The organism is Aeromonas sp. sif2416 (assembly GCF_019218665.1).
Lineage (GTDB): Bacteria > Pseudomonadota > Gammaproteobacteria > Enterobacterales > Aeromonadaceae > Aeromonas > Aeromonas encheleia.
This window is the reverse complement of record NZ_JAHUXC010000003.1, coordinates 280,478-304,064: the sequence shown is the minus strand read 5'-3', so window position 1 is coordinate 304,064 and position 23,587 is coordinate 280,478. Positions and strand designations below refer to the sequence as shown.

At 55.9% G+C, this 23,587-nt stretch carries 16 protein-coding genes and 7 pseudogenes; 16 read left to right on the top strand and 7 right to left on the bottom strand.

Annotated elements, in window-relative coordinates; translation table 11 throughout:
• Positions 1-83: 83 nt before the first annotated feature.
• Complete coding sequence (locus KW821_RS07635; protein ID WP_218291011.1) at positions 84-500, bottom strand: hypothetical protein; 417 nt, start codon at positions 498-500, stop codon at positions 84-86.
• Positions 501-590: 90 nt separating this feature from the next.
• Here KW821_RS07635 and KW821_RS07630 point away from each other — a divergent pair, with 90 nt between their 5' ends.
• Together KW821_RS07630 and KW821_RS07625 are read left to right on the top strand one after the other, a co-directional pair.
• Complete coding sequence (locus KW821_RS07630; RefSeq protein ID WP_218291010.1) at positions 591-1,259, top strand: response regulator transcription factor; 669 nt, start codon at positions 591-593, stop codon at positions 1,257-1,259.
• A 76-nt stretch (positions 1,260-1,335) separates the two neighbouring features.
• On the top strand, positions 1,336-2,586 hold the full coding sequence (locus tag KW821_RS07625) for a HAMP domain-containing sensor histidine kinase (protein WP_218291009.1): 1,251 nt from the start codon (positions 1,336-1,338) through the stop codon (positions 2,584-2,586).
• Positions 2,587-2,649: 63 nt separating this feature from the next.
• Here KW821_RS07625 and rimK read toward each other — a convergent pair whose 3' ends face one another.
• The 3 genes from rimK to metH all read right to left on the bottom strand — a co-directional run bounded on the left by rimK (position 2,650) and on the right by metH (position 8,478).
• A complete protein-coding gene (rimK, locus tag KW821_RS07620; protein WP_033131517.1) occupies positions 2,650-3,546 on the bottom strand; it encodes a 30S ribosomal protein S6--L-glutamate ligase in 897 nt (298 codons plus the stop codon).
• 114 nt (positions 3,547-3,660) lie between these two features.
• Positions 3,661-4,722, bottom strand: a complete 1,062-nt coding sequence (locus KW821_RS07615; protein WP_218291008.1) for an oxidoreductase — start codon at positions 4,720-4,722, stop codon at positions 3,661-3,663.
• A gap of 72 nt (positions 4,723-4,794) precedes the next feature.
• Positions 4,795-8,478 carry a methionine synthase gene (metH, locus tag KW821_RS07610; RefSeq protein WP_218291007.1) on the bottom strand — a complete coding sequence of 1,228 codons (3,684 nt, stop codon included), beginning with the start codon at positions 8,476-8,478 and terminating at the stop codon, positions 4,795-4,797.
• A 204-nt stretch (positions 8,479-8,682) separates the two neighbouring features.
• Here metH and KW821_RS07605 point away from each other — a divergent pair, with 204 nt between their 5' ends.
• The 10 genes and pseudogenes from KW821_RS07605 to KW821_RS07560 all read left to right on the top strand — a co-directional run.
• Positions 8,683-9,960, top strand: coding sequence for a sodium:proton antiporter (locus tag KW821_RS07605; protein ID WP_218291006.1), 1,278 nt, complete (start codon positions 8,683-8,685; stop codon positions 9,958-9,960).
• 787 nt (positions 9,961-10,747) lie between these two features.
• Positions 10,748-10,921, top strand: a complete 174-nt coding sequence (locus KW821_RS07600; RefSeq protein ID WP_218291234.1) for a hypothetical protein — start codon at positions 10,748-10,750, stop codon at positions 10,919-10,921.
• Positions 10,922-11,075: 154 nt separating this feature from the next.
• Positions 11,076-12,311, top strand: a complete 1,236-nt coding sequence (locus tag KW821_RS07595; protein ID WP_218291005.1) for a site-specific integrase — start codon at positions 11,076-11,078, stop codon at positions 12,309-12,311.
• A gap of 2 nt (positions 12,312-12,313) precedes the next feature.
• Positions 12,314-13,348, top strand: coding sequence for a hypothetical protein (locus KW821_RS07590; RefSeq protein WP_218291004.1), 1,035 nt, complete (start codon positions 12,314-12,316; stop codon positions 13,346-13,348).
• 114 nt (positions 13,349-13,462) lie between these two features.
• On the top strand, positions 13,463-13,648 hold the full coding sequence (locus tag KW821_RS07585; RefSeq protein ID WP_218291003.1) for an AlpA family transcriptional regulator: 186 nt from the start codon (positions 13,463-13,465) through the stop codon (positions 13,646-13,648).
• Complete coding sequence (locus tag KW821_RS21900) at positions 13,648-13,872, top strand: helix-turn-helix domain-containing protein (protein WP_218291002.1); 225 nt, start codon at positions 13,648-13,650, stop codon at positions 13,870-13,872. Before KW821_RS07585 ends, KW821_RS21900 begins: the two co-directional genes overlap by 1 nt.
• A gap of 278 nt (positions 13,873-14,150) precedes the next feature.
• Positions 14,151-14,621 carry an inovirus-type Gp2 protein gene (locus KW821_RS07575; RefSeq protein ID WP_256353378.1) on the top strand — a complete coding sequence of 157 codons (471 nt, stop codon included), beginning with the start codon at positions 14,151-14,153 and terminating at the stop codon, positions 14,619-14,621.
• A 3-nt stretch (positions 14,622-14,624) separates the two neighbouring features.
• Positions 14,625-15,113 (top strand): hypothetical protein, encoded by a 489-nt coding sequence (locus KW821_RS07570; RefSeq protein ID WP_218291000.1) that lies wholly within the window; start codon positions 14,625-14,627, stop codon positions 15,111-15,113.
• A 150-nt stretch (positions 15,114-15,263) separates the two neighbouring features.
• Positions 15,264-16,704: pseudogene (gene istA / locus KW821_RS21700) on the top strand (IS21 family transposase); the annotation flags it as partial.
• Positions 16,705-16,834: 130 nt separating this feature from the next.
• Positions 16,835-17,437, top strand: a pseudogene (locus KW821_RS07560) (ATP-binding protein); the annotation flags it as partial.
• A gap of 262 nt (positions 17,438-17,699) precedes the next feature.
• On the opposite strand, the pseudogene KW821_RS07555 reads toward KW821_RS07560, so the two are convergent.
• From KW821_RS07555 to KW821_RS07545, 3 genes and pseudogenes are all read right to left on the bottom strand, one after another.
• Positions 17,700-17,999, bottom strand: a pseudogene (locus tag KW821_RS07555) (transposase); the annotation flags it as partial.
• A 34-nt stretch (positions 18,000-18,033) separates the two neighbouring features.
• A pseudogene (locus KW821_RS07550) lies at positions 18,034-18,918 on the bottom strand (tetratricopeptide repeat protein); the annotation flags it as partial.
• 71 nt (positions 18,919-18,989) lie between these two features.
• On the bottom strand, positions 18,990-21,257 hold the full coding sequence (locus tag KW821_RS07545) for a DUF2235 domain-containing protein (protein WP_218290997.1): 2,268 nt from the start codon (positions 21,255-21,257) through the stop codon (positions 18,990-18,992).
• Between KW821_RS07545 and KW821_RS07540 the strand changes: the two are divergent.
• The 4 genes and pseudogenes from KW821_RS07540 to KW821_RS07525 all read left to right on the top strand — a co-directional run.
• Positions 21,246-21,566: pseudogene (locus KW821_RS07540) on the top strand (transposase); the annotation flags it as partial. The gene KW821_RS07545 and the pseudogene KW821_RS07540 sit on opposite strands and share 12 nt — an antisense overlap.
• Positions 21,567-21,877: 311 nt before the next feature.
• Positions 21,878-22,060 (top strand): annotated as a pseudogene (locus KW821_RS07535) (transposase); the annotation flags it as partial.
• Positions 22,054-22,341 (top strand): annotated as a pseudogene (locus tag KW821_RS07530) (IS30 family transposase); the annotation flags it as partial. The pseudogenes KW821_RS07535 and KW821_RS07530, both read left to right, overlap by 7 nt.
• An 87-nt stretch (positions 22,342-22,428) precedes the next feature.
• Positions 22,429-23,112, top strand: coding sequence for a response regulator transcription factor (locus KW821_RS07525; RefSeq protein WP_218290996.1), 684 nt, complete (start codon positions 22,429-22,431; stop codon positions 23,110-23,112).
• The last annotated feature ends 475 nt before the right edge of the window (positions 23,113-23,587 follow it).

Here is a 23,587-nt window from a genome sequence, read left to right as displayed (position 1 = left end):
AACAGGCCCATGGTCAACCGGCGATGAGGTTTAACTATGGGCCTGGATGGGCACTTTTTCCGGTCGGCGCTGCTGCGGGCGCCTCAATCATCTTCGCGGCAGTGGCTCAGGCGCATGCCATCGAACCGGCACTCCAGCTCCAGCCAGCGCCCTTCGAACGGCGCCAGGCTGTCGTCCGAGGTGACATAGCCCCAGATCCGCCCTTGGGCCACAGGTCCTTCCAGCTCCATCTGGTCTTTTTCTTCCAGCGCCTCCACCTCACGGATCAGCCGCTGCTCCCCCTGCACGACCCCTTCCAGATCGACCCAGCTGCCCCCGAGATCGTCTTCACTCAGCCCATCCTTGAAGCGGGTCTGGCCGTCGATCGCGAAGGGGATGCCGTTGACCATCAGCTGGCCCAGTTGCCAGGTGGTGCGGCCGGTCAGCTTGAACTCGGCCGACTGCACAGTGCCAAATGGCAGCAAGATGAGCAGCAGGAGAGCACAGAGAGGCTTCTTCATCGGGGATCCTCGGGGTTACACTGGCACACAGGATGGCGTATCCGCTGTGAAATAACCGTGAAATATCGGTCGAAACCAGGAGATCAGAACATGAAAATACTGGTGGTGGAAGACAATCCCCAGGTCGCGGAAACCATCATGGATTATCTGGAGCTGGCGGGGCACCGGCTGGACTGTGCCTATCACGGCCAGGCCGCCCTGCAGTTGCTGGCGGAGCAGCGCTTCGACGTCATCATCATGGATGTGATGATGCCGCGCCTCGATGGCCTGCGTACCGTCGAGCAGCTGCGGGCCGACGGCATTGCGACACCCGTGCTGTTTCTCACCGCCCGCGATGGCCTGGACGACAAGCTGGCCGGCTTTCGCGCCGGCGGCGATGACTACCTGGTCAAGCCGTTCGCCATGGAGGAGCTGGAGGTCAGGCTGCAGGCGCTGGCCCTGCGCGGCCCCCGCACCGATCTGGGGGCGCTTCGCTTCGGCGAGCTGGAGGTGGATCCCGCCGCAGGCCGCGCCAGCCGTGCCGGCGTCGAGTTGAAACTCGGCAAGATCCCGTTCCGGATCCTGACCCTGCTCACCCGCCGGGCCCCGGCCCTGGTCAGCCGCCAGGAGGTGCTCGACACCGTCTGGGGGGATGAGGAGCCCGACTCCGATGCCCTGCGCAGTCACATCTATGCCCTGCGCAACGCGCTGGACAAGCCCTTCCCCACCCCCATGCTGGAGACCCTGCACGGTCAGGGTTACCGGCTGGTGACCCCATGAGTCTGCCGAACTGGCCTCACCCCTCGCTGGCTGGCCTGGGTCTGTCAGTGCTGCGGACGGGCGCAAGGTGGGCGCCATGACGCTGCCCAGTCTGCGTCGCCGGCTGATCCTGGCGCTGGGCGGGGCCGGGCTGCTGCTGCTGGTGATCCTCAGCCTGCTGATGGTGGTGGCAGAGGACAAGATGGAGGAGCTGAGCCTGCGCCACTGGCTGGAGGCGGAGGTGACCCGCTACAACGACGACTGGCTGCGGCTCGGCACCGCGGCCCCGGCACCCAGCCCGCGTCAATTCTCCAGCTACTGGACCGAGCACGGTCGCCTGCCCGCCTGGCTCAAGGCCTACCAGAGCCCTGGCTTCTTCGAGCACCAGCTCGGCAAGGAGGACAAGCACTTCCTGGTGCGGCCCCACCCCTCGGGCCAGGGCCTGCTCTATCTGGTGTTCAACGATGACGCCGACGACTATCTGGACCCTTACGAAGACAAGCTGCATCTGGTCACCCGCTTGATCGGCCTGGCCCTGCTGCTGGGCTGCATCGCATTCGGCATCTGGCTGGTGCGCCACATCACCCGGCCGCTCGAGCGGCTGCGTCAGCGGGTCGCCCACCTCACCCCGGATCAGGCGGACTTCGTGCCGGACGCCCCCTGGCAGGAGCTGCGGGAGATCGAGCTGGCGCTGCTGGCAGGCAAGCAGGAGGTGGCTGCGGTGTTCGCCCGCGAGCAGGAGTTCAGCCGCTTCGCCAGTCACGAGCTGCGCACCCCCAACATGGTGATCCAGGGCTCCGCCGCCCTGCTCGGCAAGGTGGCGGACTTGCCCGCCCCCGCCGCCCGGGCGGCCAGCCGCATCCGCGCCGCCAGCGACGAGATGGCACTGCTCACCGAGACCTTCCTGCTGCTGGGGCGCAAGGAGGCGGTCGAACGCCCCCCGCAACGGGTGGCGCCGCTGATCCGGCGGGAGCTGGCTCGGCTCGCCCCCCTGTTGCAACGGGAAAGCCTGGACATCCGACTCAGCCTCGACGAGCAGAGCGAGGTGCAGGCCCCGCTCTCCCTGCTCGCCATCGCCCTCGGCAACCTGCTCAAGAATGCCCTCAGCTACGCCGATGGCCACATCGAGATCACGCTCGCAGGGCAGACCCTCACCATCAGCAATCCCACCGCGGCGGCGCCGGATCAGATCCTCGGCTACGGCTGCGGCCTGACCATCATCCAGCGCATTTGCGAGAAGCTGGGCTGGCGGATCGCCACCCGGCTGGAAGGGGGCCTCTTCAGCGCCAGGCTGGAGATGCTGGCCACCCCATCCCAGCTCCCCAACCCCTCCTCCCCGGGCGGCTAAGGCTAGAAACGACAAGGCGCCCGAAGGCGCCTTGTCAGTTCCAATCATCCCTGGTCACCGTCGTCACTCGGCCGGCTTGTGCTTGCGACTCGCCTTGAGCTCCAGGAAGTCGATGATCTTGCCCGCCACGTCCTTGCCGGAGGCCGCCTCCACCCCCTGCAGGCCCGGCGAGGAGTTCACCTCCAGCACCAGCGGGCCGCGGGCGCTGCGCAGTATGTCCACCCCAGCCACGTCCAGCCCCATGATCTTGGCGGCCTGCACCGCGGTCGCCCGCTCTTCCGGGCTGATCTTGATCGCCTCGGCGGTGCCGCCACGGTGCAGGTTGGAGCGAAACTCCCCCGGCTGGGCCTGACGACGCATGGCCGCGACCACCTTGCCGTTGACCACCAGGCAGCGGATGTCGGCACCGTTCGCCTCGCGGATATACTCCTGCACCAGGATGTTGTTATTGGTCTGGATGAAGGCCTCGATCACGCTCTCGGCGGCCTTCTGGGTCTCGCACAGTACCACCCCTATCCCCTGGGTCCCCTCCAGCAGCTTCACCACCAGCGGCGCCCCGCCCACCATGGTGATGAGATCCGGCACGTCGTGGGTGCTGTGGGCATAGCCGGTGATGGGCAGGCCTATGCCGTGGCGGGAGAGCAGTTGCATGGCGCGCAGCTTGTCGCGGGAGCGGGAGATGGCCACCGAGCTGTTGAGGGCCATGGTGTTCATCATCTCGAACTGACGCAGCACGGCGGTGCCGTAGAAGGTGATGCTGGCGCCGATGCGCGGGATCACGGCGTCATAGCTCTCCAGCTCCCGTCCTTCGTAATGAATGGAGGGGCTGTGGGAGGCGATGTTCATGTAGCAGCGCAGGGTGTCGAGCACCTCGACCTGATGACCACGGGCCCGTGCCACCTCGACCAGGCGGCGGGTGGAGTAGTTGTTGGGCTCGCGGGATAAAATGGCAATATTCATGGAAATGGCAGACCTGATAATCGGACTGGAGAGTATAAGGTGCCATGAACGTCTGGCAACGCCAATCCTTTCCCCTCACCATGTGTCTTTCTGCAAGATCGCCCTAAAACAGATTCAATGAGGGCCGCGCAGCAGCTGTTGCACCTCGAGCAGCAAGCCCACCTCCTGCAGGCGGCGGGCCGTGGTCCCCTGCCATCCATTGGCGGGAAGAGGCGCCAGCAGGGTCTCGGCGATGCAGTCGCGATAGAGCGGCCCCAAGTGCTGCCAGCGATGCACCATGCCCTGGTCGTGATGGTGCAGCCACTCCTGGTTACCGCTGCGAAACAGCTCGATGCGACGGCCATCCTTGAGATGCAGGCAGAGCCCCTTGCGCTCTATGCCGGGGCCGGCGTACTTGTCGAGCCAAAGCGTCAGCGGCACCCCGGCCGCCTCCCCCCGCAGGCAGGCTCGCCCTTCGGCGCTGTGCAGATCCCCCTGCAGGATGGGCTGACCCAGCCGATCGCAGACCTCGGAGGCGGCCAGTTGCAGGCGGTCGTCCCCGCCGAGAGCCACCAGCAGCTCGCGGATCATGGCCAGCACATGGGTACCTATGTCGAGGATGACCCCGTCCGGATGGCGAAACTCCCGCTGATCCGGCTCCCCCGTCGCGAAGTTGAGAGCGAAGGGCCGCCCCTGCGCATCGATCCCGCAGGGTTCCAGCAGAAAGCCTTCCACCGCGCTGACATCATCTATGGTCGCCGGAAGGATCTGGCCCTCGCCAGTCAGCGGCTGCCAGTCGGTCCCCAGCGTGCCGCTCAACAGCCGTTGCACCGCGGCGCGGGCCATCCAGTGATCCAGCGCCAGCACCCGGCTTGCCTGCGCGGGATCGGCCAGCCGCGCCTGCAGGCTGTAGTGCTGGCTCAGGCTGGCCACCACGGGCTTCTCCACCAGGATGATCGGCACTGCACTGGCCAGCGCCAGCTCCAGCACGGGCAGATGCAGCAGGGAGGGGGTGGCGATGACCAGCCGATCGAGCGGCAGCGCCAGCAGCGCCTCCAGGCTCGGCACCGGGATCACCCCGGGCAGGGAGCGCGCCGGATCGAATCCCCACAAGGCGACATCGGGCGCCAGGGTCTGCAACGCCGGCAGATAGGCGGTCTCCACCACGGCCCCCAGGCCGACGAATCCAATCTTCATAACGACCTCAATTCAGGTTTGGTCTCGGCCAATCCTGCTCTGCAGGAGGTGCGCCACCAGGGCGCACCCTGTTCAACTCAGGTTAGGCCCCAGCCAGCGCTCGGCCTCGGCCAGGCTCATGCCCTTGCGCTGGGCGTAGTCTTCGACCTGATCCTGCTGGATCTGCGCCACCGCAAAGTACTTGCTGTCGGGATGGGAGAAGTACCAGCCGGACACCGCCGCCCCCGGCCACATGGCGTAGGATTCGGTCAGCTGCATGCCGATGGCCTGCTCGACGCCCAGCAGCTCCCAGATGCTGCCCTTCTCGGTGTGCTCAGGGCAGGCCGGGTAGCCGGGGGCCGGGCGTATGCCCTGATAGTTCTCGCGAATGAGCTCCTCGTTGCTGAGGGCCTCATCTTGGGCATAACCCCAGTGCCGCTTGCGCACCTGCTCGTGCAGGTACTCGGCGAAGGCTTCCGCCAGGCGGTCGCACACCGCCTGCACCAGAATGGCATTGAAATCATCATGCTGGGCCTTGTAGGCGTTGGCGATGGCCTCCTCGCCGATGCCGCCGGTCACGGCAAAGGCGCCGATCCAGTCCGGCTTGCCGCTCTCTTTCGGCGCCACATAGTCCGCCAGGCAGTAGTTGGGGAAGCCCTGCTTCTCGCTCTGCTGGCGCAGGTGGTGCAACACCTTGCGCACCTCGGTGCGCGATTCGTCGGTATAGACCTCGATGCTGTCACCGACGCCGTTGGCCGGGAACAGGCCTATGATGCCGGCGCAGCGCACGCTGCCATCGCGCTCGAGCTGATCCAGCATGGCGTTGGCATCGGCAAACAGCTTGGTCGCCTCCTCACCGACGACATCGTCCTCCAGGATGCGCGGATACTTGCCCGCCAACTCCCAGCTCAGGAAGAAGGGCGTCCAGTCGATGTAGGGGCGCAGCACCGAGACGGGCACGTCTTCGAAGGTCTGCACGCCAGGCTCGCGGGGGGCTGGCGGCTGATAGCCGACCCAGTCCAACTGCTGGCGGTTGGCGCGGGCATGGGCCAGGCTGACCGGCTTGGATCTCGGTTGCTTGCGGGCGTGCTGCTCCCGGGCTATCTCGTACTCCTTGTCGATGCGGGCCACGAAGGCGGGCTTGAGCTCGGGATTGAGCAGGCTCTGGGCCACCCCGACCGCCCGCGATGCGTTCGACACATAGACCACGGGTTCGGAGTAGTTCTGCTCTATCTTGACCGCGGTGTGCGCCTTGGAGGTGGTGGCGCCACCGATCAGCAGCGGCAGTGTAAACCCCTGACGCTCCATCTCCTTGGCCACGTGCACCATCTCGTCGAGGGAAGGGGTGATAAGGCCGGACAATCCGATCATGTCGGCATTCACTTCCCTGGCGGTTTTGAGGATCTTCTCGCAGGAGACCATGACCCCGAGATCGACGATCTCGTAGTTGTTGCACTGCAACACCACGCCGACGATGTTCTTGCCGATGTCGTGCACGTCCCCCTTCACCGTGGCCATCACTATCTTGCCGTTGCTGGATCCCCCCTCCTTCTCCTGTTCGATATAGGGCTGCAGGTAGGCCACCGCCCGCTTCATGACGCGAGCCGACTTCACCACCTGGGGCAGGAACATCTTGCCCGCACCGAACAGATCGCCGACCACGTTCATGCCGTCCATCAGCGGCCCCTCGATGACGTGCAGCGGCTTCTCGGCCCCTGCCCGCGCCTCCTCGGTGTCCTCTTCGATGAAGTCGGTGATGCCCTTGACCAGGGCATGCTCCAGCCGCTTGCCCACCGGCCAGCAGCGCCACTCCTGATCCCGCGGATCCTCGGCCTGGGCCCCGGCGCCGCGATACTTCTCGGCGATGGCCAGCAGATCCTCGGTGGCGTTGTCGTTGAGGTTGAGCACCACGGCGATGACTTTCTCTTTCAACTCCGCCGGGATGTCTTCGTAGATGGCGAGCTGACCGGCGTTGACTATCCCCATGTCCATGCCGTTCTGGATGGCGTGGTAGAGGAAGACGGCGTGAATGGCCTCGCGCACCGGCTCGTTGCCACGGAAGGAGAAGGAGACGTTGGAGACGCCGCCGGAGATCATGGCGTGAGGCAGGTTGTCCTTGATGTCCTTCACCGCCTCGATGAAGTCCACCGCGTAGTTGTTGTGCTCGTCGATGCCGGTGGCGACGGCGAAGATGTTGGGATCGAAGATGATGTCTTCCGGCGGGAAGCCGACCCTGTCCACCAGGATGCGGTAGGCGCGCTGGCAGATCTCGAACTTGCGGGCGCGGGTATCGGCCTGGCCCACCTCGTCGAACGCCATCACGATGACGGCGGCGCCGTAGCGACGCAGCAGTTTGGCCTGCTGAATGAACTTCTCCTCCCCCTCCTTCATGGAGATGGAGTTGACCACCGGCTTGCCCTGCACGCACTTGAGGCCCGCCTCCAGCACCTCCCACTTGGAGGAGTCGATCATCACCGGCACTCGGGCGATGTCCGGCTCGCCGGCGATCAGGTTGAGGAAACGCACCATGGCCGCCTCGGCGTCCAGCATCCCCTCGTCCATGTTGATGTCGATGATCTGGGCGCCGCTCTCGACCTGCTGCTTGGCCACGTCCAGGGCCTCGTCGTAGAGCCCCTCCTTGATCAGCCGCTTGAACTTGGCCGAGCCGGTGACGTTGGTGCGCTCCCCCACGTTCACGAACATGGAGTCCGCGGTGATGATCAGCGGCTCGAGGCCGGAGAGCCGGCAGGCCACCGGCAGCTCGGGCAGGGCGCGCGGTCGGATGCCCGCCACGGCGTCCGCCATGGCGCGGATGTGGGTCGGGGTGGTGCCGCAGCAGCCCCCCACCAGGTTCAGGAAGCCGCTCTGGGCCCACTCGCGGATGTGCTCCGCCATCTCGCCCGCATCCAGATCGTACTCGCCGAAGGCGTTGGGCAGACCGGCGTTGGGGTGGGCGCTGACATGGCTCTCGCTGATGCGCGACAGCTCCTCCACGTACTGGCGCAGCTCATCCGGGCCGAGCGCACAGTTGAGGCCGAACGACAGCGGTTTGACGTGGCGCAGGGAATGGTAGAAGGCTTCCGTGGTCTGGCCGGAGAGGGTGCGACCCGAGGCATCGGTGATGGTGCCGGAGATCATCACCGGCAGCGCATAACCCAGCTCCTCGAACACCCCTTCCACCGCGAAGGCGGCGGCCTTGGCGTTGAGGGTATCGAAGATGGTCTCGATCAATATGAGGTCGGCGCCGCCCTCGATCAGGGCATGGGTCGATTCCGTGTAGGCGGCCACCAGCTGGTCATAGGTGACGTTGCGCTTGCCCGGATCGTTGACGTCCGGCGAGATGGAGGCGGTGCGGTTGGTGGGGCCCAGCACCCCGGCCACGAAGCGCGGCTTGTGGGGCTCTTTGGCGGTCCAGTCGTCGGCGACGGCGCGAGCGAGACGGGCGGCCTCGCGGTTGATCTCGGCGGAGAAGGCTTCCATCTCGTAATCGGCCATGGCGATACGGGTGGCGTTGAAGGTGTTGGTCTCGAGGATGTCGGCCCCGGCGGCGCAATATTGATCGTGGATCTCGCGGATCACCCCGGGTCGGGTCAGCACCAGCAGATCGTTGTTGCCCTTGATGTCGGTATGCCAATCGGCAAAACGCGCACCGCGATAGTCCGCCTCACCCAGCTTGTAGCCCTGGATCATGGTGCCCATGGCACCGTCGATGATCAGGATCCGCTCCCTGAGACAGGCTTCCAGTTTCTTCTTTATGTCCGACTTTATGCTCGACACCGCTCGATCCTCTTACATCCATGCAACTGCGCGTCGCCCATCCTAGCAGCAAACAAATTAAATGGAAATCTAGCCGTCTATCTGTCCGTAGCGATGATTAAATATAACCATAAATAGGTAATGAGTGCACCCTGAGCCGGGAGTACCCTATGCCCGTCCTTAATTCGGACACGTGCTTGCTGTTTACTAAAGAGAAAAATAACTATGAGCGTCTACTACACACTCTGTTTCTTGGCAGCGCTGGCGATCTTCATCGCCTTTGCCAACCAGTATGTTGTGAAGATCCAGACCACCATCGCCATCACCGCAGGATCCATGCTGATCTCCGCGCTGATGGTGCTGTTTGGTAAGTTGGGTTGGTTCAATCTGGAACCTCTGGCCATCGAGACCATGGAGAGCATCGATTTCCAGAATTTCCTGCTGAAGGGGATCCTGGGCTTCCTGCTGTTCGCCGGCGGCCTCGGCATCAATCTGAAGGCATTGCGTAGCCAGAAGTGGGAGATCACCATTCTCTCCATAGTGGCGACCCTGCTCTCCACCTTCATCATCGGCTATGGCTTCTGGTTCATCGCCAAGCTGCTGGGCTGGGAGCTGCCGCTGGTCTATTGCATGCTGTTCGGTGCCTTGATCTCCCCCACCGACCCCATCGCCGTGCTGGCCATCGTCAAGAAGATGAAGGCGCCACCCCAGATCGCCATCCAGATCGAGGGGGAATCCCTGTTCAACGACGGCGTCGGCCTGGTGATCTTCGCCACCGTGTTTGCCGTGGCCTTTGGCGGGGTCGAGCCGACCTTCAGCAGCGTGGCCGGTCTGTTCCTGCATGAGGCCCTCGGCGGCATCCTGTTCGGCGCCGTGCTGGGCCTCATCGCCCACGTGATGATCAGCGCCACCGACGACGGCTCCCTCGAGCTGCTGCTGACGCTCTGCATCCCGACCGCGGGCTTCGCCTTCGCCAACATGATCGGCGTCTCCGGCGCCCTGGCCATGGTGGTCACCGGCATCATGATCGGCAACTGGACCCGCCAGTCCGGCTTCTCCGAGCAGAGCCGCCACCACCTGGATCACTTCTGGGAGTTGATGGATCAGTTCCTCAACGCCCTGCTGTTCCTGCTGATCGGCCTGGCACTGGTGCTGCTGGATCTCGCCTGGCAAGACTGGATCCTGCTGGTCATCGCGGTGCCGCTCTGCCTGGCCGCCCGCTTCATCAGCGTGTCCCTGCCCTACGTCGCCTTCCGCCGTTTCCGCAGCTACAACACCTTCTCCATCCGTATCCTGACCTGGGGCGGCCTGCGCGGTGGCCTGGCCATGGCCATGGCGCTGGCGCTGCCCTCCGGCGTCATGGTGCTGCCGGAGCAGGGTGTCGATCTGCGGGAGGTGATCCTGGTGATGACCTACTCGGTGGTGATGTTCTCCATCGTGGTACAGGGCATGACCATCACCCCGATGATCACCGCGGCCAAGAAGGCCAGCGGCAGCTACTGATCCACTGCAGTACATCCCATGTATCAACGAAAAGGGCTCCTAACAGGAGCCCTTTTTCATATCAAATGCCCGCGAGGCCAAACGGCAAAGTCATAGCAGGAACATGACCATCACGCCAGTGGATCACCGCGGCCAAGCAGGCCAGCGGTAGCTACTGATCCACGGCGATACATCCCATGTATCAACAAAAAGGGCTCCCACCGGGAGCCCTTTTTCATATCAAATGCCCGCGAGGCCAAGCGGCAAAGTCATGGCAGGAACATGACCATCACGCCAGTGGATCACCGCGGCCAAGCAGGCCAGCGGCAGCTACTGATCCACTGCAGTACATCCCATGTATCAACGAAAAGGGCTCTCACCGGGTGCACTTTTTTCTTGCGCTGGCCAGAACATCAGGGCCTGTGGCTAAATTTCTGCCAAATACAGGTTGCTTTTTATCCATCGCGAGGCGAGAATGCGCCCCGGCTAGTTGATCAGCCCTGTTTATGTTACCCCTGCAATGCTTCACCTTCGGATGAATCCAGCCAGTACCCGCATAACCTCCCTCTGATTTACTCGCCTTGAGAACCGTCAGGCTGTCTGCCTGCGTTGCCCGGCTCTCACGGTGCAGACCCGATCTGCCCACCCAATTTGAACTATGCATCCGCATATTCCTTGATAGTGCAGACGCCCTTGACCGGGCTGGGTATTCCTGCGTGCTTGTTTGCCACATGAGCTGACCGCGCCCATCGACCTACATTTGCCAAAACAAGGAGCAATTACTTAATTTATATAGAGAAGTACCATGATGAAAACCATACAAACACACAAACCCCTGCGTCGTAGCAAACCCATCAACCTGCCCCCGCAAGAGCAGGATGACGATTCCTTCCTGATCCAGTTCAGTACCCGTTTCAGCGGTGGCTTCGCCATCTCCTGTGATGGCACCGCTGGCGAGTTCTCCATCGAAGACATCAACTAACGTTTCGCTACGTCCAACGAAAACCCACCTTGCCTACTAAAACCACATGATATATAAGGTTCATCGAGAAACATTGTCCTATCTTGTGATAGGTTGTGATGTCAATTATGGATGCTTATGTGGGGTTTCTTATGGGGTTTAGTGGGGTTTTGAAATGGCATTAGGGATCACTGCGCTCAGAAAAATGCTTGGCACCAAACACGATGGCACCAAGCCGATTCGGAAAGTGGATCGTGGTGATGGGCTTAACGCTTTTTGGCATCCGACTGGAAAAGTGAGCTTTGTTTTCCGCTATCGCTTCGGTGGAAAGAATCTCGAAGTCACCCTTGGGAAGTTCACGAACAACATTGCGGGGATCGACCTTGAGGAAGCCAGGCGAAAAACGGAGCAGTGCAAAGGATGGCTAGCCGCAGGCCACAATCCGGCGATTATGCTCAAGCTAGCCAAGGAAGAGCGGCTAAGGCCTGTTACGGTAAAAGATGCTATCTGTTACTGGCTAGATACCTACGCGACCCAGAACAGAAAAAATCCCCCAAAAATACGGCTTCTATTCCAAAAATGGGTCTTCCCCAAGATCGGCGACCTGCCACTGGTTGATTGTGAAACCAGACACTGGCTGACTGTATTTGATGAATGTAGCAAACACGCCCCAGTCTCGTCTGGCATGCTCTTCCAGATCTCAAAACAGGCGCTGAAGTATTGCCGTGTTCGGCGCTATGCTGTCTCTGATGCTCTCAGTGACCTGACCATTGCGGATGTAGGTAAAAGAGGTGGAAAACGAGACCGGGTGTTGAGCATGGCTGAAATACACTCACTTATAGACTGGAGCAAACAAACCTCTTCCAATAGCTATTACCGTATGTTGGCCCTCCTACTACTCACTTTCGGCTCCAGAACTCAAGAAGTACGTGAATCGCATATTACGGAATGGGACTTGTCTGCAGGGATATGGACTGTACCGAACGAGCACTCCAAAACGGGCCGCAAGATTGTTCGTGCCATACCAGAACAGATTAAGCCTGTGATAGCCGAACTCATAACCAAAGCGAAGCAGGACAAGACTCACTATCTGCTTGGCCAACAAAAAAAATCGAACACTGTCTCCTCTTATGGCCACAAACTATCTGTACGGCTTGGCCACACACCCCACTGGACATTTCATGATCTGCGGCGTTCCCTTGCCACCCATCTCACTGCAGCAGGCATAGCCCCCCATGTAATCGAGATTATCTCGGGCCATAGCCTTAAAGGTGTAATGAGCCACTACATTCATGATCATCGATTGCCAGAACAAAAAGTTGCCCTGGAACTATGGCAGTCAATTATCTGTAGTTTCCCCACCAGCAGCAATATCATCCGCTTGAATAATGCTGTAGGACAACATCAATAGCCATGAAGAGATACAATTTACCGGACACTGACTACCTCGAAATTACCAAGGCAGCGAGCATCCTAGGCTGTGATGTAGCAGACATAATCCACTGGGCGGCTAATCAGAAGACAACGCTATTTTTGATGCTAAAGGAAGCTGAATGTGCCGTCATCATACGCAACCTGACCCAAGAAAATCCGAATGACTCCTTCGATAAGCAAATGGAATATCAGGACCGGTTGGTCAGCTCAACGCTGAAGATCACCCAGGGAGAATTTGGACTAGCGCAACTCAGCTTCAATGATGTGCGTCCGAAAAAACAGTTTGGTGACGTCCCCATGTTTTACCGCTTCAGCTACGGCGGTGTTACTTTTCCATTGACCATGATGGCCAAGGCGTCCGGACTCTGGGCCCTGGGCCACAGCTTTGCCAAACAGCTGGAGTCTCATGGGGTAGTGGAGTTTCGCTCCTTCTTTGTGGCACACGGTTATCTGCTCACCATCGACAGGCCCATTGACAACTTTCAGGTCTCCATTGTGCCAGTGACCTCTGCTAAGAACCCCGATGTACCAAATTGTCGTGTATTGCCGGAGCACCTGTGGCTGACTAATGAAAGCATGCAGCGATTACTCGGCAGTACAGCCTCACATTCAGCCAACCCTAGCTCTCCCCCTCTAAAAAAGCCCCAACGATATTCACCTAAAAAACATGCCATGCTCTGCTTTCTGGCCGAGTTGCTGATGGAACGGGACGATGCACTGGCAACCATAGCCTTTGAGCGGAATCACCTCACACCCTCGAACTATCAGCAGTTGGTCACCGAGCTCAGTCACGCCCTACAGTGCCCTGCTGAGGAGCTGATCCGGCAACTTCTAAGCCGGTGCGTTCACTACTCGGTAGCCTTTCTCTTTCTTGGTAACAAACAGTTCGAGGAGTGGTCGAACACCGCGATTGCAGAAGCGATACAAACGCTGATGAGCTCAAGAGAGCGGGATCAAATACAGTGCCAATTGGCCAACATCGACAAAAACACTATCCAAAACTGGTTAAATTAAACCCAATCACGGTGAGTTAACCTAACTCACCGTGATTTAACCTTTGCTCACCTCACATATGAAAATAAATCCTGGAAGATGCCCCCCATCAAATCCAATGAGACGAGGTGAGTGATGAGTGCTCAAAAAATCCTTTCTATTACAGCAATTTGTGACCTTGTAGGTCGTAATCGCCGAACCCTTTGGGCATGGGTGCGCGATGGAGTCTTCCCTGAGCCCATCAAGGTTCACGGCAAAACGGTTGGCTGGCCTGAATCGGTTTACCAAAAATGGGTGGCAGAACTGATGGAGGGTAAATAATGACTAGGGCATCATTTAGCTATCGCAGTTTAGCCGCAGCAGATAGCGGAGCTCTTCAACCAATACTCAAACACAAAGACCTGCAGCAAGTACTAGGATGCTCAAGAACGACTATTTATCGCTGGATCGAGTCAAATAAACTCCCCACACCTCTTAGGCATAATAACGGGCGAATCATAGGATGGACCAAGCAGCAAATTGAAGCCTTGTTAGCTGCGCACTAAAAGAAGTAAGAGGAGGCAATCGCCTCCTTCCTTTTGGTACTTGATGTAACAAACTGGAACATTGAAGCCGATTTTTCTGAATCAGAAACAGCCATTAAAAGGCCGTCGTGTCATAAACGACGGCGGTTAGCTACATGCGGCGAACACCAGATTCGCTAGGATATTAATAATATATGCCCAATATTAATGACAATTCATCGTTAACATTCCCCTTCAATTATGAGCACCAAGGCCATGCTTGGGCTGTCATAAATCACTTTCATATCAGACGAGAGATCATGGATGGAATTTTCCAATTACTGGAAAAGTTCTTCAGCAAAACCAGTAAGCTTACTGCCATTCGCATGGAGTTAAATATGAAGCAGGGGACAATAGACAACCAGCCAATTAGCCATTTCTTTAAACAGCTTAAACACAAGTTGATCCGACATTATGGCCCCTGCTACCACGGCTACATCTGGGTCAGAGAGAAAGCTAGGTCCAGAGCCCAGCACTACCACTTGGCTCTACTACTAGATGGGCAAAAGGTTAAACACTCCGATAATATTTATCGTTTAGCCAAAGCAGAATGGACATATGGCTACCTTTCCCTCGCTGAAAATCCTTTTTATCACGTTCATCATGACCGTCTAGACGAGCATCGGCTACTGATATACCGCTTAAGCTATTTGGCCAAAGCAGAAACAAAAGGTGATCGGCCACCAGCCATCAAGGATTACCAGATCAGCCGCAGCATCAGGAGACAGTAAGTCATGAAGAATCGAGTCTATGCACCAAGAATACCAGAGCGCATCAAACAACCAAACGAAATGGTTTTTTTTGAGTACAAGCGATTCTGGCGTCACCATCAAGAGAACTTTGCAAGCCTGGTGCTGCTGCAAGGAATTAGCATAAAGACGTATGCCGAGCTTTACCGTCTCGACCTACGCCTGACATATATAAAATTCCAACCGCTGGGGGCTGCAGCCCTAAGGCGCAGGTTTTGGGAACAACACCGCCAGCAGTATCAGACTGAACATGCCAAGACTGGCATTGCCGTTGAGGTGTATATCCAGGCCTATAAACTGCACCATAAGACGGCGCAGCTTGAGTTGAAACGCCAACCGATGAGTAAAGAGTGGGCCATACACTGCCGTCGTTACGAGTGGCAATACGATAGTAGGGGAATAACCATTGCCCAGTATGCTGTGGAGAACGATTTGAATCCCTCCACTGCCCGGCGCTACATACGAAGAAAGTGATCATTTCCAAGCAATAGCAAGGTCTGAAAGATCATGTAAAAAATTACCAATAGAAAAAAAGTTGATACACTTCAATATGTTGACAGCTACGCGATGATCGCTTTTCAATAAAAATCTCTCCCAATGATCACTAAAACGATCCTTCCCACCGCTGGGATCTCCGTCCGGTCTGGGCGGCGTATCGAGAAAGGACAATGGCAGCAGTCGAACGAGCGACACTGGCGTACGCGTCAGGACCCGCTGGAACAGGTTTGGGAGAGCGATATCCTTTCCCTGCTCGCATCTCGTCCACAGCTCTCACCGGCAACCGTTCTTGAGTATCTACAAGATAAATATCCAGGTCGGTACCCTGATTCCGTGCGACGGACGCTCCAGCGGCGCATCCGTACTTGAAAAGCCTGCTATGGCGAAGAGCAGGAGATCATGTTCCGCCAGGAACACAAACCTGGAATACGAGCGCTGTCTGACTTTACTCAGTTGAAGAACACAGTGATCACTATCAACGACCACACGCTGGAACATAAACTTTTCCATTTCCGGCTTGAATGGAGCCGCTGGAGCTGGATGCGAGTCGTCACTGGTGGAGAGTGCTTTACCGCTCTGGCTGAGGGGCTTCAGGAAGCACTTGGCCAGCTAGGCTGGTGTACCGCAAGAGCACCGTACAGATAGCCTTGCGGCTGCATGGAAAAACCTGAGTGAAGACGACCATCGTGATCAGACCGAGCGCTATGCCCGGTTGTGTGAACACTACGGCATGACGCCGTCACGTAACAAAGTGGTCGGAGCCATGAGAATGGCTCGGTTGAATCAGCCCATGGGCATCTTAAACAGCCGTATCCGGCAGGCCTTGCTGCTTCGTGGCAGTAACGATTTCAACTCTCTAGAAGAGTACCGGCGATTCGTAACGCAACAGGTTTTGCGTCATAATCAGCACAATCAGGATCTGGTCCAGCGAGAGCTGGAATATCTGACACCACTGCCGCGCAACCGCTGTGCTGACTACGAAGAACTCTCCGTCCGGGTAAGCAGCAGTAGCACCATCAACGTGAAATTCGTTGTGTATAGCGTTCCCTCTCGACTGATTGGGCAGATGTTGAAGGTTCGCCTCTGGGATGATCGCCTGAGCTGCTACGTGGGTAGCGATGAGGTGATGAGCAGCCATAGGGTCAGGGCCGCAAAGGGAAAGCGTCGTGCCCGCTGCATCAACTTCCGGCACGTCATCGGCAGTCTGGTGAGAAAGCCTGGGGCCTTCTACCATGCAGCGCTTCGCAATGACATCCTGCCGAATGATGAATGGCGTCAGCTGTGGCAGCGACTGTGTTCACATTTGGCACCTCAGCTAGCCAGCCGGCTGATGGTGAACGCCCTCAAGCTGGAAGCAGAACAGGAGGATATATCTCTGGTTGCGAAGAGAGTGAACGAACTGCTGATGGAGCCCGGGGAGCCGGAACTGCAAAAGCTGCTGAAGTGGCTTGGCGTGAAGGAAATACGTTCCTTGCCTGATGGGAAAGTGGTCCAGCATAGCCTGCAAAGCTATGACCTCCTGCTCCAGAAGGGGGGGGCTTATAATGACCGATATCCATACCCTTGAAAGACTGCTTAGAAAGCTGCGCCTAACGCGTGTGCCGTCAGAATGGCATAGTCAGGAAAAACGAGCCTTAGCCGAAGGTTGGACCCCCTCGCGCTATCTGCTGTCGCTTTGTAGCTAAGAAGCCGCACACCGGGAAACTGAACGGCTGCGGCGATATATAAAAGAGGCGCGTCCGCCGACGGGTAAAACACTGGCCGAATATGACTTCGGCCAGGTTCCGGAGCTGAACGCAATGCAGGTGCGCCAGCTATGTGCAACGACGGACTGGGTGGACAGCGGTGAAAACGTCCTGCTGTTCGGGGCCAGCGGTCTTGGCAAGAGCCACCTTGCCGCAGCGATCGTTGACGGCGTTGTATGCCAGGGGTATCGAGCCCGGTTTTACAGTGCCGGTGAATTGCTACAGGAACTCAGTAAGGCCATTGCTGAGACTTAATGAGGTGCTTCTGAAGCTGGATCGCTACCGGGTGATAGTGATAGACGACCTTGGCTATGTCAAACGGGACAATGCTGAAACGGGGTGCTGTTCGAGCTGATCGCCCATCGATACGAAAGAGGGAGTCTGATTATTACGAGCAACCATCCGTTCAGTGAATGGGGCAGCATCTTCGTGGATGAGACGATGGCGGTGGCAGCAGCCGACAGGCTGATCCACCATGGATACATTTTCGAGGTAATGGGAGAGAGCTACAGGAAGAAAACGTCAAAAGCGGTAACCCAGCTGTCAGTTAAATAATCACCCCTTGACGGCCAGAGTAGTTGACGCGTACCGGCCAAAGTAATTGACGTCTAATACAGATGACAGAAGCGTTCACCCCACGACGTTGCAGCCTGGCTAAAAAGCAGTCTCTCGTGACTGGTAGCTTTATTAGGACGACGACGTGCGGATCCCATCAAGGCCAGGGCTGGAAAACGGCTTACAGACAGGCCGGATACATTGACGCAAACGACTTCTGGAAATCAGTTCAAGCTTGCAGATAAGGAGTAGACCATACATTTTTTAGAATGAGGTTCTCCTCTTCAATACGGCGCAGGCGTTTTTCCAGCTCGCGGATGCGCAGTTGGTCGCGGGTGATGGGCGAGGCAGGGTGAGGTTTACCGGCCCGTTCGGCCCGCAGTTGGCGGACCCAGGCATCGATGCTGGATTTACTGACGGCCATGGCCTCACAGGCGGCTTTAACGGTGTAGTGCTGGTCGAGGACTAGCTGGGCGCATTCGAGCTTGAATTCGGGGGGGAAGGTACGTCTTGTGTGTTGAGTCATCGCATCACCTGTTAATGGATGAGGTGAGGGTATCACCTCTAATCAGGTGGCCAAATTCACTATGCCACTACACCTGCTGCTCTCGGCCTACCTGCTGCAAACTCAACTGGAATTCGGCTTCGTGGGAGCCATGCCTAGCTGCCAGCTCAAGCCAATAACGATCCAAAGCGGGGTCTGTCGATACCAATTCCCCAGCTAGATAAGCCATGCAGAGCCCGAGCTCCGCCTCGGCAGAACCTGCATTTGCTGCTCGTTGATAAGCAGCAAAAGCGTTGGCAGGGGCCGCTTGTTTAGCTTGTCGCAACAAGGCATCGGGCTGCTGCTGCGCGGCAGCCTTATCGTTCCAGCGCTGCGCGAGATCTGGCCGCTTGGCGACCCCTCGGCCTTGCGCATATCGCTCACCCAGCAGGTACTGAGCATCACGGTTACCCAGTTCCGCAGCCCGCTCTAGCCACTTGATTGCGTCCGTATCTGCCCCCGGTTGTTTGCTGTACCACCGGGCCAGGATCAATTGTGCTTCAGCATGATCCCGCTTGGCAGCCTGCCCGAACCAATCGAGGCATTCGCTCACCAACTTGCCTTGATGCTGCTCCTGACACATCAGCCCCAGCCGATAGCTGACATGGGTGCTACCAAGGCGAGCTGAGCGCTGCCACCACTGTGTAGCGAGCGCTGGATTTTTGGGCTCACCGAGCCCAGCCTGATACCAGTCACCGACTTGCCACGCAGCGTTAGCACGGATCTGTAGGTCCGCAGCCAAAGGGCCCGACTGCTGTGCCGCTTGCTGCATCCAGTGCATGGCGTAGGGGTAATCGGGCTGACTCGCTAGACGTTTGGCGAGCTCATACTGAGCTCGACCATCTCCCTGCTTTGCCGCTTGGGATAACTCGGCGTCAGTGCGTGATGCAGTGAAAGAACAGGCTGCCAGCGCCAGCCATAAGGCACGATATATCATAGATATTATCTACTAGTAGGTGAACGGCTATCATTGCACATCATCAATAACCCTGTAAAAGTATAGTTATTTTATTTATTTCTCTTTAAAGAAACTATTCCGCTAGTTTCATCTTTAAATGCTCTGTTAGATTTTCCATCCCAAGTCGATTTAATTATAGCCCCTATTTTTTTATAAAAAATGTCAAGCTCCTCAATTGAGGATATCAGCTCCCAATCACCTTTATAGCAGCCAGCTAAAGGAAATGGCCCCGGCTGTGCAACAGCTTTGACAAACTCATGTTTATTTTCATTAATGAGCATATGAGCAGGGTAATTTGCTTGGGCCCCATGGCGAACAACATTATATTCAACTTTACCAGCAGGTCTAAAAGGATCTATTCGCGCTATAGAGGCATTTATTTTATCACGAATCATCCTGTCTTCTTGCCGAGGTAGTCCCTCTTTTTCTGCTAAGACACTTCTAGGTTTCCCACTCCCAGAATAAGTTATTAGATCATGCATGTCATAATCCCCTGTGAATATTAACCTTTGCCAATTAGCTTCAGATTTTAGTAGCATTAAAGAATCATGCAGATTATCCATATTTAATGGATAGATAGCAGAGTTATATTTCCTTTGTACGTTAGATAAGCTTCTGAAAAGGGCACTGTTTTCTTTAATATCCGTGGTGCATAAATACACACCAATCAACTCACCGCTCTTGCCCCAATGACCAACTGCACCAACAATCTCCTCTTGTTTTACTTTTTTTAAAACTTCGTTAAAACGGTTTGGATATCCATTTTTAATGGAGGATTGTTTGATGGTTTTTTCTAGAATATCATGCCCTTTAGCGGCCGCACCTTTCTCTAACGCCTTGATGGTTGCATCGCCTGCCTCTCTAAAGGTAATTGCAAATTTGTTTTTTTGCGTTAACTCCGAAATCACTGCCATATGCTTTTTACATACAAAATATGCGGCAACATGTTCATTTACTGCTACCTGACTAGCATTTATATTTTTGCTAAAAGGTAGTATTTCAATACCTCTTGATAAAAAAAAGTGATGCGAGCTAATCATCGCCTCGGATTGTCCTTTGATCTTCACCTGTTCGGTTGGTGATGTGGTAAAGGCTGTCGAACTGACAAAGTCATGCATAAAGTAAGAAAAAAATGTTGCCACTTCTTCAGGAAATTCCCTGAGAGGCGGATACAGAAATATTTTTGCCATTTTTAGAGCATTGCTACGTTGAGCATAGGCAACATAACCATTGGGATTAGCCACCGCTCGTTCGACATATTTTGCTTCATCACGCACAAATCCAAGCCATCCCCAGCGTTTTTTCAGCCATGAACGCTCCTCTGCATTGGCTTTTTCAAGCCTGGCTTTGTAGTCAGCATATTGTCTACCAAGCCATTCGACATAGATCTCCAAGTGATGTGCAAAAGCCTTGCTGGATGGTGTAGTATTTCCAGCCATCTGCATATATCTGCGGGTGTAATAGCGGACTGATTTCCCGGCAAGGTTGTCATTCATTTCAAAATATGCAGCAACCAATGGGTCTATTTCTTGGAGAGTTTTGAAATTGGGGAAGGGGACCTCTCCCTTACAAGCGACACTATACATCTCATGGAGGGCTACTCGGCATAGCTCGGCGCTGGGGCGCTGCTCATTGGGCAACAAGCCACCGGTAATGTCCTCACTGATGCCCGGCAGCAGCAGTTCCCGCCACTCGGATTTTAATGTACCCAGCGGCACCACAGGCCGATAGACCCGCCGTTCATGGGCGGCCACCAGATGGAGTGCCTTTTTGACGGCCGGGTGAAGCTGCTTGCTAAAATCGATGACCTTGGGTCCGCCAATCCACTCGAGTGGACCGGCAATCGGGCGCGCTAACAAGCCAGCCAAACTGAATGCATCCGCCATGGTATCGCCAGAATCAAGAGCACTGCGTCGACTACAATCAAACAGCCCGGCAAAGGTGACCTCGATGTTAACTCCCTCATAGGAGTACGCATCACCCTCTTTGCTGCAGACCTCTTCCAGCAGCTCATCGATAAAGCGCCGGGCCAATATCCCCCCGAGATCGGCACCAAACACCGAGACCTGGATCAACTTGATAGGCAGTTGGTTCTTTGATTTAACAGAGGAAAATTGCTTTTTAAAAGCCTTCTTGGCGCCATCTATCCGGGCATCCACGCCGGTCATAAACTGCTCCATCACCACTGGATGGTCACGCAATGAGGGCAGCGCCTCCAATGTCACCTGCTTGCCAATGCTTTTTGCGGTGTCAGTGATAACCGCCTTGGCAGTCTTGATGCTAAAGAGGTCATTCAGGTTGTGTGACAGGGTAGCCATCAGCTGATAACGCACAAAGGAGCAAGAGCTTGCATTCCGCCTCGCAAGAACGCGGGGTTATGGAAAAAGGGATACCCAAGAAATGAAGCGGTGCTGGTGATGCGAAAGGACGGGCTGGCGCACTGGAAGAAGATATCGGGGTATCACCGTCGCTCGTTGGCAGAAACAGCGATGTCCCGGTTCAAACAGTTGATGGTGGGCAAAATCACGCTACGAAAATACAACGGTCAGGTAGGAGAAGTGATGGCGTATGTGAGCGCGATAAACAAACTGAATACCCTGGGGCTGCCTATAAGAAAGCCCCGATAGTAGCGGTCACTGGGTGATTGCTGATTTAGGAAACAGCGCCCTGAGCTTGCGTAATTACAGCAACCAAGGAGGGGTTGGAGAATGGCATTTCAATGGCCGATTTGGACAAAACGCTGAGCAAAACGCCAGCAGTTCAGCAACCATTCAGGCTGAGACATATCAGTTCAAAATCAGTTCAGGCTGATTGGCGCATTGTAGATTTATATAAGTTCTTTTCATCACAACAAGGTTCGGATAATAACTACACCTGAATCGCCCCTACTTTCCTAGACACCTCAAGAGCCTCAAACTGAGGTCATTCAGGAGGTGTTATGAGCAAGCAGCAACGTTACACGGAAGAATTTAAACTGGCCGCCGTCAAGCAGGTGACTGAGCGCCATTACCCAGTGGCAGAGGTCGCCGAGCGACTCGGTGTTTCCAGCCACAGTCTTTACGCCTGGCTCAAACGCTATAGCCAACCCGACGTGCAGCAGCATGAGTCCAAGAAATCGCAAAATCGCTGGAAGCAGATATGTACTTCGCGCACCCCTACTCTTCGCATGAGAGGGGGCTGAATGAGAACACGAACGGGCTTCTGCGGCAGTATATCCCAAAGGGAACAGATCTTAGGAGGGTGTCATAAGAGGAGTTAATGCGCTATCAGCGGGTACTGAACAGTAGGCCCCGAAAGTGCCTGGGATACAGGCATGTTTGCGGAGCGAAGAAAGGCGGCTTAGCGTTGCACTTCGAACTTGAATCCGCCGTATTGCATTTTTTTTTTTTGGTTTTTACTTAATGAGAGTAAGGGACTGGTCTCGATGCGGCAGATATCGAAATTCAATATGCCCAACTGAGTACAGGTGATTATGCGAGAGTATCTTTTATGCACATACTGCTAGTCGAAGATAACCATTTTTACAATCACTACGTTACTACACTGTTGGAGAGTAGCAACTATGTTGTTTATAGTACTGTGTCGGCCTTGAGTGCACTGCAGTATGTCAAGGAATTTCATATTGATATAGCAATCATCGATCTCTGCTTGCCTGGCATGGACGGCCTACAACTCGTTTCTAAGCTAAGAAAGCAGCGCCTTTCCTTTCCCATCATGATGTTGACTGCTTGCAATACTTGGCAAAATAAGGTGGATGGACTAGAGGCCGGTGCCGATGACTACCTAGTTAAGCCATTCCAGAAAGATGAGTTGTTTGCACGTCTTCATGCCCTACTGCGCCGCAGTACATTCATCCGAGCATCTAAACTAACTGCTGGTGACTATGTTCTTGATCTTGCTCGTAAGGAGTTGAGCGCCGGAGGTGGAATGATTGCACTTACTAGTTTCGAATATCTGATCTTGGAATGTCTGATGCGCAATTCCCGTCAAATAGTCTCCAAGCGACAATTATATAGTCAACTCTACAGTGATAAGGATGACGGTGACCTAAATATTGTAGAGGTAATGGTAAGTCGTCTGCGGAAGAAACTCATGTGGCACAGTACAACTTCCCCCATAGCAACTATCCGTTACCAAGGCTACATGTTCACCCTGCCATGTTATCTAACATGACATCAGTGTTGTGTTACTGCCAAAATTGGCTGCTTGGGCGTAGCTTCCTTGTATAGTGGTTTGATCATCCTGGACACCGTTTTAGGAAATGCAGTCGCCACTATACAATGACAAGAACACGTCGTTTATTCGCAGCCCAGCTCAAATTGGAAGCCAAGTACCGCCTGTAGATAATAAAATGTCCTAATTTTTTTGGCCACAATATTGGCCATGTTTTTTGTATAGGAATGGCGAGCCCCGTTCATTCTTAAGCAAGATTTTCGAACTATGATGAGGCCTTTGGTGGGTATTACTGCGCCCGTCTACATATGCTTTTTCTGGCTTTGCATTAGGCGGGTAGTGATAAAACGCACAATACCATTGTAAAACCTACATATTTGCTCGGTTCAATACGTTTGATCTGATGCCCTGAGCGTTCTTTGGTGTGCGGTGCAAGAAGGAAATTGGAACGGCATGTCATGAATACAGGACAATA